The organism is Nocardia sp. NPDC003345 (assembly GCF_053589395.1).
This window is the reverse complement of sequence record NZ_JBSFRU010000178.1, coordinates 1-12,768: the sequence shown is the minus strand read 5'-3', so window position 1 is coordinate 12,768 and position 12,768 is coordinate 1. Positions and strand designations below refer to the sequence as shown.

At 68.7% G+C, this 12,768-nt stretch carries 12 protein-coding genes; 8 read left to right on the top strand and 4 right to left on the bottom strand.

All coding sequences use genetic code 11. The features are described 5' to 3' along the window. Positions 1–218 precede the first annotated feature (218 nt). The 4 genes from ACWDU1_RS19530 to ACWDU1_RS19515 all read left to right on the top strand — a co-directional run bounded on the left by ACWDU1_RS19530 (position 219) and on the right by ACWDU1_RS19515 (position 4,444). Positions 219–1,769: an arylsulfatase gene (locus ACWDU1_RS19530; protein ID WP_450000297.1), complete on the top strand. Its 1,551-nt coding sequence runs from the start codon at positions 219–221 to the stop codon at positions 1,767–1,769. A 3-nt stretch (positions 1,770–1,772) separates the two neighbouring features. Continuing rightward, positions 1,773–2,681 (top strand): HAD family hydrolase, encoded by a 909-nt coding sequence (locus ACWDU1_RS19525; RefSeq protein WP_450000295.1) that lies wholly within the window; start codon positions 1,773–1,775, stop codon positions 2,679–2,681. A gap of 37 nt (positions 2,682–2,718) precedes the next feature. Continuing rightward, entirely contained in the window at positions 2,719–3,579 is an 861-nt protein-coding gene (locus ACWDU1_RS19520) for a formylglycine-generating enzyme family protein (protein WP_450000299.1), read from the top strand. A 61-nt stretch (positions 3,580–3,640) separates the two neighbouring features. Beyond that, positions 3,641–4,444: an inositol monophosphatase family protein gene (locus ACWDU1_RS19515; protein WP_450000293.1), complete on the top strand. Its 804-nt coding sequence runs from the start codon at positions 3,641–3,643 to the stop codon at positions 4,442–4,444. Positions 4,445–4,481: 37 nt separating this feature from the next. On the opposite strand, the gene ACWDU1_RS19510 is transcribed toward ACWDU1_RS19515, so the two are convergent. Both ACWDU1_RS19510 and hrpB read right to left on the bottom strand, forming a co-directional pair. Then, on the bottom strand, positions 4,482–5,414 hold the full coding sequence (locus tag ACWDU1_RS19510; RefSeq protein WP_450000292.1) for a peptidase: 933 nt from the start codon (positions 5,412–5,414) through the stop codon (positions 4,482–4,484). 150 nt (positions 5,415–5,564) lie between these two features. Next, positions 5,565–8,024, bottom strand: coding sequence for an ATP-dependent helicase HrpB (hrpB, locus tag ACWDU1_RS19505; protein WP_450000290.1), 2,460 nt, complete (start codon positions 8,022–8,024; stop codon positions 5,565–5,567). 131 nt (positions 8,025–8,155) lie between these two features. On the opposite strand from hrpB, the gene ACWDU1_RS19500 reads away from it, so the two are divergent. After that, the gene (locus ACWDU1_RS19500) at positions 8,156–8,917 is read left to right on the top strand and encodes a DUF1542 domain-containing protein (protein WP_450000288.1); all 762 of its coding nucleotides are present in this window, start codon (positions 8,156–8,158) and stop codon (positions 8,915–8,917) included. Between the two features lie 56 nt (positions 8,918–8,973). On the opposite strand, the gene ACWDU1_RS19495 is transcribed toward ACWDU1_RS19500, so the two are convergent. Then, positions 8,974–9,354 carry an SHOCT domain-containing protein gene (locus ACWDU1_RS19495; protein WP_450000286.1) on the bottom strand — a complete coding sequence of 127 codons (381 nt, stop codon included), beginning with the start codon at positions 9,352–9,354 and terminating at the stop codon, positions 8,974–8,976. A gap of 207 nt (positions 9,355–9,561) precedes the next feature. On the opposite strand from ACWDU1_RS19495, the gene ACWDU1_RS19490 reads away from it, so the two are divergent. From ACWDU1_RS19490 to ACWDU1_RS19480, 3 genes are all read left to right on the top strand, one after another. After that, entirely contained in the window at positions 9,562–9,831 is a 270-nt protein-coding gene (locus ACWDU1_RS19490) for a metal-sensitive transcriptional regulator (RefSeq protein WP_450000284.1), read from the top strand. Between the two features lie 227 nt (positions 9,832–10,058). Beyond that, positions 10,059–10,508 carry a MarR family winged helix-turn-helix transcriptional regulator gene (locus ACWDU1_RS19485; protein ID WP_450000282.1) on the top strand — a complete coding sequence of 150 codons (450 nt, stop codon included), beginning with the start codon at positions 10,059–10,061 and terminating at the stop codon, positions 10,506–10,508. A gap of 65 nt (positions 10,509–10,573) precedes the next feature. Beyond that, positions 10,574–12,388, top strand: coding sequence for an MFS transporter (locus ACWDU1_RS19480; protein ID WP_450000280.1), 1,815 nt, complete (start codon positions 10,574–10,576; stop codon positions 12,386–12,388). A 15-nt stretch (positions 12,389–12,403) separates the two neighbouring features. Here ACWDU1_RS19480 and ACWDU1_RS19475 read toward each other — a convergent pair. Beyond that, positions 12,404–12,768, bottom strand: a 365-nt coding sequence (locus ACWDU1_RS19475) for a dihydrofolate reductase family protein (protein WP_450000278.1), incomplete at its 5' end; no start/stop codon positions are given.

The window sequence follows — 12,768 nt, the reverse complement described above, 5'->3', positions numbered from 1 at the left end:
GACCCTACGCGCGCCGAACGCGATGTCCGGTGAGGCGAGACCGGAAGAGCGGCGGACCGCTCCGGAACACGCGTGGTGGTGAGAACCGGGAGCGCCGGAACGGCCGGGTACGCTGGCCGGGGTTCGGACTTCTCGAAGCTCATCCCGGGGCAGCCGCGAAAGGCTGCCGAAAATCGATATTCCACGCGTGCAGGTCGCGACAACCGAGGGATGCCGATATGCCTGATGGAAAGCCGAATATCCTCGTCATCTGGGGCGACGATATCGGGATAACCAATCTGAGCTGCTACAGCGACGGCCTCATGGGCTATCGCACCCCGAATATCGACCGGATCGCCGACGAAGGAATGCGGTTCACCGATTCCTACGGCGAGCAGAGTTGCACCGCCGGCCGGGCCGCGTTCATCAGCGGCCAGAGCGTATACCGCACCGGTATGAGCAAGGTGGGCGTCCCGGGAGTGGATATCGGCTGGGCCGCCGAGGACCCGACCATCGCCGAGTTGCTGAAACCACTCGGATACGCGACGGGTCAGTTCGGCAAGAACCATTTCGGGGATCTGAACAAGTATCTGCCGACCGTGCACGGTTTCGATGAATTCTTCGGCAACCTCTATCACCTCAACGCCGAAGAGGAACCCGAGAACGTCGACTATCCGCATGCCGACCAATTCCCCCGCCTGCACGATTTCGCGCTGCCGCGCGGGGTGCTGAAGTGCAAGGCGACCTCCGAGGTGTCCACCGAACCCGATCATCCGAAATTCGGTCCGGTCGGTAAGCAGACGATCGAGGACACCGGTCCGCTGGATACCGAGCGGATGAAGACCATCGACGACGATATCGCCGACCTCACCGTGGACTACATCAAACGTCAGCACGCCGAGGGCAATCCGTTCTTCGTGTGGTGCAACTTCACCCATATGCACCTCTACACCCATGTGAAACCGGAGAGCCGCGGGCAGGCCGGGTTGTGGCAATCCCCCTACCACGACGCCATGATCGATCACGACCGCAATGTCGGGACGGTGCTGGATGTGCTGGACGAACTCGGTATTGCCGAGGACACCATCGTCATCTACTCCACCGACAACGGGCCGCATCGCAACTCCTGGCCGGACGGCGGCATGACCCCGTTCCGGAGCGAGAAGGACACCAACTGGGAAGGCGCCTTCCGGGTACCGGAAATGATCCGGTGGCCGGGAAAGATCGCGGCCGGTGCCGTCTCCAACGACATCATCCAGCACCACGACTGGCTGCCGACACTGCTGGCCGCCGCGGGGGAACCGGATATCGTAGAGAAACTGAAGAAAGGGCATACGGCCGGGGCCGACGGCAAGACCGCATACAAGGTCCATATCGACGGCTTCAATCTGCTGCCGTATCTCACCGGAGAGGTCGAGACCAGTCCGCGGCGGGGTTTCTTCTACTTCTCCGACGACGGTGACCTCATCGCCATGCGGTTCGAGAACTGGAAGGCGGTATTCCTGGAGCAGCGGTCCCCGGGCACGCTGGCGGTATGGGCCGAACCGTTCGTACACCTGCGGGTACCCAAGCTCTACAACCTGCGTACCGATCCGTTCGAGTTCGCGGACGTCACCTCGAACACCTACTACGACTGGCTGCTGCGCCACGACTACTTCATCTTCTATATGACCGCTATGGCCTCGATGTTCCTCGAAACCTTCCGGGAGTTCCCGCCGCGGCACGAACCGGCCAGTTTCAATGTCGACCACGCGGTGGAAAAGCTCCAGAAGTTCCTCGCGAAGGACTGAGCCGTGCTGGAGAGCTGGTCCGACGGCCCGACGAAGTCGGCTGTCACCGACTTCGTCGGCCGGGTCACCACCGGCGGGCCCGATTTCGTCGAACCCGACGCCCGCGTGGCCGTTTTCGACAACGACGGCACCCTGTGGTGCGAGAAACCGATGTACATTCAGCTCGATTTCCTGCTGCGGCGCTTCAAGGAGCAGGCCGAGGCCGACCCGTCGTTGCGGGACCGGCAACCCTACCGCGCGGCCTATACGGGGGATCTGTCCTGGCTCGGTGAGGCAGTGACGAAGCATTATCAGGGCGACGACACCGACCTGAAACCGCTGCTGGCAGCGATACTCGCGGCGCACGAGGCGATCACGGTCGAACAGCACGCCGCCGAGGTCGCGGCATTCTTCGACGATGCGCGGCACCCCACCCTCGGGCGCCCGTACACGGCGTGCGGGTATGTGCCGATGGTCGAACTGCTGCGGTACCTGGAGGCCAATGGATTCACCTGCTATATCGTCTCCGGTGGCGGGCGCGATTTCATGCGGCCCGTCTCCGGGCCGATGTACGGAATCCCGCCGGAGCGGGTGGTGGGCAGCGCGGTGGGTCTGGTGTACGAGAACACCGACGTGTATACGACCGCCGAAATGGAATTCGTCGACGACGGTGCGGGCAAGCCGGTGCGGCTGTGGAGCCGGATCGGGCGGCGGCCGATCTTCGCGGCCGGAAATTCGGACGGCGATATCGAGATGCTGGAATTCACCGCCGCGTCCGCTCATCTCTCGATGCAGCTGCTGATCCGGCACGACGATCCCGACCGCGAATTCGATTACACCGCGGGTGCGGAGAAGGCGCTGGAACGGGCCGCGGCCGAGGGCTGGACGGTTGCCGGTATCGCCCGCGATTGGACAACGGTCTTCGGTGACTGAGACTCGCGCGACAACAGTCGGACTCGACGGGGATTCGATCTGGATTCCGCCGCGAACCTCGATCGTGGGGGCGGACAACGAGTACCCGGAGGAGGGGCCGGCGAAAGAGGTCACCACCGACGGCTTCTGGATACAGCGATACCAGGTGACCAACGGCCGATTCGCCGAATTCGTGGCCGCCACCGGCTATCTCACGGTCGCCGAGCGGCCGCTGGATCCCGCCGTCTACCCCGGCGCGCCCCCGGAGAACCTGCGCCCGGGTTCACTGGTGTTCCGTCGCACGCCCGGTCCGGTCGACCTGCGGCACCTGAGCCAGTGGTGGGTGTGGACACCGGGAGCGTGCTGGAACCATCCTCGCGGTCCGCGTTCCTCGCTGCGTGACCGCGAGAACCACCCGGTGGTGCATATCGCGTTCGAGGACGCGCAGGCCTACGCGGACTGGGCGGGGATGGCCCTGCCCACCGAAACCGAATGGGAGGTGGCGGCCCGGGGCGGGCTCTCCGGTGCGACCTACACCTGGGGTGAGGATCCCGAACCGGCCGGCCGGAAGCTGGCGAACTACTGGCACGGTGAGTTCCCGTACCTGCCGGACACCGGCTACGGGCAGACCACCCCGGTGGGAAGTTTCCCGGCCAACGGCTACGGACTCTTCGATATGGCCGGCAACGTGTGGGAATGGACCACCGACTACTACGGCGCGGACCGAGGCACCACGCCGTGCTGCGCGGAGGGGTCCTACGATCGCTCCGGGCAGTTCGCCGTCGCCCGGCGGGTCGTCAAGGGCGGGTCGTTCCTGTGCGCGGACAGCTATTGCGGGCGGTACCGGCCGTCGGCCCGGCGGCCGCAGATGGTGGATACCGGTATGAGCCATATCGGTTTCCGCTGTGTGCTCCGCTGAACGGCCTCCCGCCGAGCGCGGATCGATGGCACCGCTTCCGCGCTGAGGATAGTTTCGATACATGCAGGACCACGCGGAGGATCTCCGCTTCGCGCATGTCATCGCCGATACCGCCGACGCGGCGAGTATGGACCACTACAAGGCGCTCGATCTCGCGGTCGCGACCAGACCGGATATGGCCCTGCTGACCGAGACCGAGACCGCGGTGGAGAAGGTCATCCGCGGGCAGCTCCTGCGGGCACGTCCCCGGGACGCGGCGCTCAGCGCGGGCGAGGGGCTGGAGGGGACCGGGCCGCGCTGCTGGGTGGTCGACGCCATCGACGGCCTGGAGAATTTCGCGCGCGGGGTGCCGGTATGGGCCACCCAGCTGTCACTGCTCGAGGCATCGGAGGGCGGCGGCTACCGGCCCGTGGTGGGTGTGGTCTCGGCGCCCGCTCTCGGTCGCCGCTGGTGGGCCGCGACGGGCCACGGCGCCTTCACCGGTCGCAGCCTGTCGGCGGCCTCCCGGCTACGCGTTTCCCGGGTGTCGAAGCTGTCCGACGCGTCGCTGGGCTACTCCTCCCTCACCGGCTGGGAGGAGCGGGGCCGGCTGGGCGGTTTCCTGGCACTGTCCCGGGAGGTATGGCGTACCAGGGCATATGGCGATTTCTGGCCCTACATGATGGTCGCGGAGGGGGCGGTGGACCTGTGTGCCGACCCGGAACTCTCCCCGGGCGATATGGCCGCCGGCGCCGTGATCGTCACCGAGGCCGGCGGCGCCTTCACCGGTCTGGACGGTAACCCGGGCCCGCTCAGCGGGAACGCGGCCGCCTCGAACGGCTTGTTGCACGATGAGCTGCTCGCGTATCTGAACGAGCGTTACTGAGACGGCGGACGCTCCGCGTCGTCCGACCCGAGCGGATTCACTGGGGGAACAGCGTCAGGACCTCCGTCATGACCTGCCGGGCCACGTCGTCGGTCGCCGAGGTGACCTCGACGACCGGGACGCGCGCGACGAATGCGGTACTGCCCGCGGGTAGCTCGGGGCCGACGACGGCGGCGTAGATCGGGATACTGCTGTCGTAGAGCGAGGTCGTCCGGTACACGGTGCGACCGCCGATCCATTCCTCGGTGCTGCGCACCGGGACCTGGTCGGGGACGCGATACTCGTAGACCACCGTGACGGTCTCGTCGCGATACCGGAACAGGCATTGGTTCAGCCGCTGCTCATCGGTATCGGTGGTACCGGCCAGCGTCGCGCGCACCGCGCACGGGTCCACGCCGAGTAGCACGGTGTCGACGGTATCGGGTGAGGTGCCCTGGGGCGGCGACTCCCGCCAGCGGTCCACCATACCGGGCAGCAAACCATCGGCGACCGCGCAGGAGTCCCGGTCGGGAACCGAGAGCCCGAGGTAGAAGGCGGCGCCCGCCGGGAACCGGACGGTGGCGCCGCAGGCGCGCGGATCGCCGTCGCGCCCGGGAACCAGCAGTACGCTCGCATCACCCAGCTGTTTGCTGATGCCCCGGCTCGGGGTGAGACCGGGCAGCAGGGTCGCCTGCCAGGTGAGGGTGGTGGTGTCGGGCGCGCCCTCGTCGCCCAGCACGGCCCGGCAGGAGTTCAGCCCGACGGTCACGCTCCGGATATCGCCCAGGTCGAGCTCGTCGAGGGTATCGCGGGGGAGCAGGGCGCAGATATCGACCTGGCGGGTCGCCTGGGCGACGGCCGCTTGCTGTTCCGGCGTGTCGGCCGGGGCCGACCAGAATTCCGGTGGTGGGCCCGGCGCGGCGGGCGACGGCGCGCCGTCGGAGCGGGGGCCGGTGTCGTCGTCGCAGCCCACCAGGGCCAGCAGAGCCACTGCGACGAGCGTGAGCGTGCGATACATCCTCACCCTGACCTCCCGGTGCGAGCTGGGCCGGACCGTCGCCCGGTATCGAGTCTGCGGGATCCGGCAACCACTCCGCAATCATTCCGCTGGACTCGGCAGGTCGGGCCGCCGGAATGCGGGTCAGGCCCGCTGCCCGCCCGGCCCGCGGCGGGCGTTGCGGGCGGTGCCGCGATGCGCTGCGACGGTGGTGGGATCCTCCGGCCAGGCGTGTTTGGGGTAGCGACCCCGGAGGTCGGCACGAACCTGCGGCCAGCCGGTCCGCCAGAAGGACGCCAGGTCCGAGGTGACCGCCACCGGGCGTTGTGCGGGCGAGAGCAGGTGCAGGACGACCTCGGCCCGGCCGTCGGCCAGCCGCGGGGTCTCGGTCCAGCCCAGGATTTCCTGCACCTTGACCGCGAGCACCGGGATCTCGGGGGAGTAATCGAGGCGGGCGAGACTACCGGAGGGCACCTCCAGGCGTTCGGGGGCGAGTTCGTCGAAGCGGGCGGCGTCCGGCCACGGCAGCAGCCGGAGCAGCGCCCGGCCGGCGTCCGCGCGTTCGAGGTCGGCGCGGCGGCGGGCCGAGGCCAGCTCGGGGCCGAGCCAGGTGTCGGCGGCGGCGAGTAGCGATGCGTCGTCGACGGCCGGCCAGGGTGCGCCGAGCGTGCGATGCAGGAAGTCGAGGCGCGCGCGGAGCGCGATCGCCGCCGTGTCCCAGGACAGCAGCCCGGGGCCGGTCGACACCAGTCCGCGGCGTACCGCCGCGGCGAGCAGATCACGGTCGGGATGTGGAATCGGCTTCTCCGACAGGGTGATCGTGCCCAGCCGTTCGATCCGCCGGGCGATCACATCGCCGTCGCGCCAGTCGATTTCGTCCGCGGTGGTCAGCAGTCCGGCCGCGGCCCGGCGGGCCAGCCGTTCGTCGGCGGCCGCGGCCAGGCGGATAGCGCCCTCCGAGCGGCCCGGATCCCGGGTCGCGGCACCGACCGCCAGCCATTCCGGATCGCCGGTTCCGGAGCCGGGGGGCAGTGTCACCGCGGTGCCGCCGGCCATGAGATAGCTCGCCGATCCCGGGGCGCGGCGGCGGGCCAGCCGCTCCGGATAGGCCAGCGCGACCACGAAGGCCGGGTCATCGGCGCCGCCGGACCCTTCGACCGAACGAGCCAGCCTGTCGGCCTCCCGCCGCCAGCGTGCCGGCCGGTCGCGCCGCAGCGCCCGCAGACCGGAGATCAGGTCGGTGCCGGCGATGAGGCTGTCGTCGTCGAGAACGGCGACCACCTCGGCGGCCGCGCGCGCACCGACCACGGGGGCCCCGTCCAGCAGTGCCCGTGCCAGCCGGGGATGCAACCCGATCCGCGCGATACGCCGTCCCCGATCGGTGACCGCGCCCTCGCCGTCGACCGCTCCGAGTGCCCGCAGCACCTCCCGGGCGGCCGCCAGTCCACCGGACGGCGGGGCATCCCACCAGGCGAGACCGTCGCCGTCGGGGGTGCCCCAGCAGGCCAGCTCCACAGCGAGCCGGGTCAGGTCCGCGGTCCGGATCTCCGGTTCCGGATAGGCGGGCAACGTGCTGTGCTCGTACTCCGGCCAGCATCGCCACACCTGCCCCGGAGCCTCGCGCCCGGCCCGCCCGGCCCGCTGTTCGGCCACGGCCGCCGAGACCCGGACGGTCGTGAGCCCGGACAACCCCCGGGCCCGATCGATATGAGGAATCCGGGCCAGCCCGGAATCCACCACCGCTCGCACCCCGGGAACCGTCAGGCTGGATTCCGCCACCGCGGTGGACAGCACGACCCGCCGCCGGGACCCGGGTCGCAGGGCGGCGTTCTGTTCCGCTACGGGCAGCCGGCCGTGCAGCGGTACGAGATCGACCCCGTCGAGCCCGGCCAGCGAGGCCGCCGTCCGGCGGATCTCGGCCACTCCCGGGAGAAAGACCAGGATGTCGCCGTCGGTCTCGGTGAGCGCGGCGCGGGTGGCGCGGGCGACCTGGTTCTCGATCCGCTCCCGGGGCAGTCGCGGAACGTAATTCGTGGTCACCGGGTGGTTCCGCGCCCGGACCTCGATCACCGGCGCCGGGTCGCCACCGCCGAGCAGTGCCGACAGCCGGTCCGCCGCCACGGTCGCCGAGGTGGCGAGCACCCGTAGATCCGGTCGCAACCCGGCGCGGGCGTCGAGGAGTAACGCCAGTAACAGGTCCGCGTCCAGATGCCGCTCGTGACATTCGTCGAGCACCACCACGTCGACCCCCGTCAGCTCGGGATCGTCCTGGAGCCGTCGCACCAGCAGCCCCGAGGTCACGACTTCGATCCGGGTGTCGCGGCCCACCCGCCGATCTCCGCGCACCGAATAGCCGACGGTCGCCCCGACCACCTCACCCAGTAACGCGGCCATCCGCGCGGCGGCGGCGCGGGCCGCCAGCCGCCGGGGTTCGGCCACCAGCACCCGGCCCGCGGCGGCGGCGCCCAGCGCCGGCGGGACCAGGGTCGTCTTCCCGGTCCCCGGCGGTGCGACCAGCACGGCGGTGCCGTGGTCGGCCAGGGTCCCGGTGATGCGGCCGAGAGCGGGACGGATCGGCAGCTCGGGGAGGTCGGGCAGTTTCATCACGGCCAGTCTGCGGGTGCCACCGCCGCCCGGGTGCACGGGCCCCGGTTACCGCCCCTCGGAGACCGCAGCGGCACGGTGTCGCCGAGTAGGCTGGTCGCACTGTGCTCCGTGGACCGAAGGAGTGCGATATGGAGTGGCTACTGATCGCCGTGGTCGTCGTCCTGGCCGCGGTCTATCTCGTCTGGCGGTCTCGTGGGAACCGGGCACGCGCCGCGGCCGACCTGGCCGACGCGCTGGCCGACGCCCGCCGGACCAATGAACGGCTGGGCGGCCAGATCTACAACCTGACCGGTACCGACGACGCCTCACGCCAGGCCCTGGCCGATGCGGCCGAGCGGTACACGGCCGCCGGTTCCCAGCTGGACCTGGCCCGCACCGCCCGGCAGGCCGCACTGGCCGGCCGAACTGCGGTCGAGGGTCTCTATTACATCCGTGCCGCCCGTACCGCGATGGGTATGGACCCGGGACCACCCGTGCCGGAACTCGCCGGACGGGAGAGCGCGGGCGCGGTGAGCGAGGAACGGGCCGTCGATTTCGAGTACCGCCGGATCACCGCGGCCCCGGGCCCCTCTCCGGCCACCCCGAACTACTACCCGGGCGGGCGGGTGGCCGGGCGGCCGGTGCCCGCGGGCTGGTATTCCGAGCCCTGGTGGAAACCGGCCTTGGTCAGCGGCGCCTGGGGCGTCGGCTCGGCCCTGCTGTTCACCTCGCTGTTCTCGGGAATGGCGGGTGTCGGCTACGGCGCCGCCGGTTTCGAGTCGGGATACGGCGAGGGCTTCCAGGACGGGCTGTCGGCGGGCGACGACGGTGGGGCCGGCTTCGATCCCGGCGACCAGGGCGATATGGGCGGCGACTGGGGCGGTTTCGACGGCGGCGGTTTCGACTTCTGAACCTCCGCTGCGCCACCGGGCCGGGACGGTCCGCCGACCCCGTGACGAGCGCTGGGTCAGCTCAGCGCTTTCGCCTTCAGGGCCTCGAATTCGGTCCGATCGATGGTGCCCGCGTCGAAGAGCGCCTTGGCGTCGGCGATCTGATCGGCGGAGGATTTCCCGGCCACCCGGCGGATATAGTCGTCGGCCGCCTGCTGGGCGGCGGCATTCGCCGCCACCTGGCGTTCCGCCATCCCCCGGCCCCGCACGATGACATAGATGAACGCGGCGATATAGGGCACCACGATCAAGAAGATGACCCACAGGATCTTGGCTATTCCGGACATGCCCCGATCCCGGAAAAGATCCGCGATGACATGGAAAAGCACGATCAGGTACGCGATGAACGCGAAGATGACCAGCGTGTACCAGAGCAGTTCCCACACGGTATCCAACATGGTGACCAGCCTTCGAATACGGCAGTCCGGTTCGGACCGCATGGATGCCGAAAAGATCTGAATCCCACGAACAACAATTCCGCTGTCGGTCGAGTCTAGAATTCCCGCGCCGTAGTTTCCGTCATTTCCGGCGGCATTTCGGGTGTGGCCCGGTCGCTATACCCCGGCGGGTATATTCGGAACCGGACCGGAGAAGGGAGCCCCGTCATGGTCGGCGACGACGACGCCATCGCCCAGGTGCTGAACCGGCTGCGCCGGGCGCACGGGCAGCTGTCCGGGGTGATCTCGATGATCGAGCAGGGCCGCGATTGCAAGGATGTGGTCACCCAGCTCGCGGCGGTCTCCCGGGCGCTGGACCGTGCCGGGTTCAAGATCATCGCCACCGGGTTGCGCGAATGCCTGGACGAGGACGGCACGGGCGAGCGTGAGCCGCTGACCCAGGAGGAACTGGAGAAGCTCTTCCTCGCTCTGGCCTGACGCCGCTATCCGGACGCGCAATGAGTCGATGCGCGGACGGCCGCAGGTCGAATCTTATTGCCGTGCAGTAGATATCGCTGTCCTGGGGGCTGGGCGAGAGTCGGCATACGGAGTCGTGCCGTCCGCCCCGCCTGCGTGTCCATACCCCGTGCGCTAAAGTTACTTAGCGGAAGCAAGTAAATGCGGTGGTGGCATGCCGCCGATCGAACACACGAAAGCTGGGCGCGATGGAGGGCATATCCGCAGCCGATGAGCCCGGGACCTCCGCCGAAGTCGCGCACCTGTACCACCTGCTCACCCGGATAAACCGGACCCTGCGCACCCGCGGCCAGAGCCGGAATCTCAGCGCGGGGCTCGCCTCGGCGCTGTGGACGATCATCAATCACGCCCCGATCCGGCTCTCCGCCCTGGCCGAACGGGAATCGGTCTCCGCGCCGACGATGTCGCGAATCGTGGCCGTCCTCGAGGAACGCGGTTTCGTCGAACGCACTCCCGACCCCGCCGACGGCCGTGCCCGCCTGCTCGATCCGACACCGGCCGGGGCCGGTCTGATCGCCGAGTCGCGGACCAGGCGCGCGCAATTGCTCGCCGAGGCCCTCGAGGGGCTGGCCCCCGACGATCGGGCGACGGTCGGCAGGGGAGTCACGATCCTGGCCGGCGCACTCGGGATGACCTGACCCGCGATCTCGCGGCCGCGCCGCCGCGGCATCCGCCCGGACCATCTGCTCGGAGGAACTTCGTCATGACCACGCTCACCACTCGGGAAACCGGCGCGGATGCCGCCGATCTCGGGCCGCACTACAAATGGATCGCACTGTCGAATACGACGCTGGGCATGTTGATCGCCACGATCAACTCGTCCATCGTGCTGATCGCCCTGCCCGATATCTTCAAGGGCATCGGCCTGAATCCACTGGAATCCGGGAACACCAGCTATCTGCTGTGGATGATGATGGGATTCCTGGTGGTGACCGCCGTACTGGTGGTCAGCTTCGGCCGCCTGGGCGATATGTTCGGCCGCGCCCGGATGTACAACATGGGTTTCGCGATCTTCACCGTCTCCTCGATCTTCCTGGCCGTCACCTGGTTCGACGGTTCGGAAGCGGCGATCTGGCTGATCGCGTGGCGGGTGGTCCAGGGCGTCGGCGGCGCGTTCCTGATGGCCAACAGTTCCGCCATCCTCACCGACGCGTTTCCCGCTCATCAGCGCGGGCTCGCCATGGGCATCAACGGTGTCGCGGCCATCGCCGGATCGTTCCTGGGGCTGCTCGTGGGCGGTATCCTCGCCCCGATCCAGTGGCACTACATCTTCCTGGTCTCCGTGCCGTTCGGCGTCGTCGGCACCGTATGGGCCTATCTGAAACTCCGCGACACCGGCGTCCGCAAGCGGGCGAAGATGGACTGGTGGGGCAATGTGACCTTCGCGATCGGGCTGGTCGCCATCCTGGTCGGCATCACCTACGGCATCCAGCCCTACGGCAGTTCCGATATGGGCTGGACCAACCCCTGGGTGCTGGCCGCCATGATCGGTGGTGCCGCCGTACTCGGCGCGTTCGTCTATATCGAAACCAGAGTCGAAAGCCCGCTGTTCGAGTTGTCACTGTTCCGGAACCGCTCGTTCGCGTTCGGCAACGCGGCCAACCTGATGGGGTCGATCGGCCGCGGCGGCCTGCAGTTCATCCTCATCATCTGGTTGCAGGGCATCTGGCTGCCACAGCACGGCTACGACTACTCCCGCACCCCGCTGTGGGCCGGTATCTACATGCTGCCCATGACGGTCGGATTCCTGCTCAGCGCCCCGCTGTCCGGTGCGCTGTCGGACCGGCTGGGCGCCACGCGGTTCACCACCAGCGGGCTGTTCATCACCGCGGCGACCTTCGCCGCCCTGATCGCGCTACCGGTCGATTTCGGCTACTGGGTGTTCGCTCTCATCCTGGTGATCAACGGTATCGGGATGGGCCTGTTCTCCTCCCCGAACCGTGCCCTGGTGATGAACTCGCTGCCGGTGACCTCTCGCGGCTCCGGCGCCGGAATGATGACGACCTTCCAGAACGCCGCGCAGGTGCTGTCGATCGGCCTGTTCTTCTCGCTGATGATCGCCGGGCTGAGCGCACATCTGCCCGCCGCGATGTTCGACGGCCTGACCGCGGGCGGGATGGCGGAGGGGTCCGCGCAATCCATGTCCCAGTTGCCCACGGTCGCCATCCTTTTCGCGGCCTTCCTCGGCTACAACCCGATCCGGCAGGTCGGTGGGGAGGCCCTGCAGGGGCTGCCGCAGGCCGGTATCGATCACCTCACCGGGCTGGAGTTCTTTCCGCATCTGATCAGCGACCCGTTCTCCGACGGACTCACCGCCGCGTTCACCTTCGCTTTGATCTGCTGCGTACTGGGCGCGCTCTTCTCGCTGTTCACCGGTGGTACCCGGGCGAACGACGCGGCGGGGACGGCGCGTGGGGACCACGGCCGGGAAACCGTCGGGGAAGAGCTGGCCGCGGTCGCCGCCTCGGCGTCGGGAGAGGCGCCGTCGGAACTGGTCGACGACACCGCCCGGCGCTGACCGGGCTGCCACCGGTCAGCCGTGCAATACCGGCCGGTAGACGAGCTCCTGGATATCGCTGTCGAGTATCCGGGTCTCCAGCAGTTCGAGATCGAAATCGGCCGCACCCTGGAAGACCGGCTCGAAACCGGTACGTCCGGTGATCACCGGAAACAGGGTCACCCGGACCCGGTCGACCAGCCCGGCGGCCATCAGCGCCCGGTTCATCGACAGGCTGCCGTGCGAACGCAACGGTATATCCGACTCCGCTTTGAGCCGGGCCACGACATCGACGGCATCGCCCTTCACCAATGTCGCGTCCGGCCAGTCGAGCGGTTCGGACAATGTCGTCGACACCACGATCGCCGGCAGGTTCCGCATCCGGGTGACCCAGGGGTCAC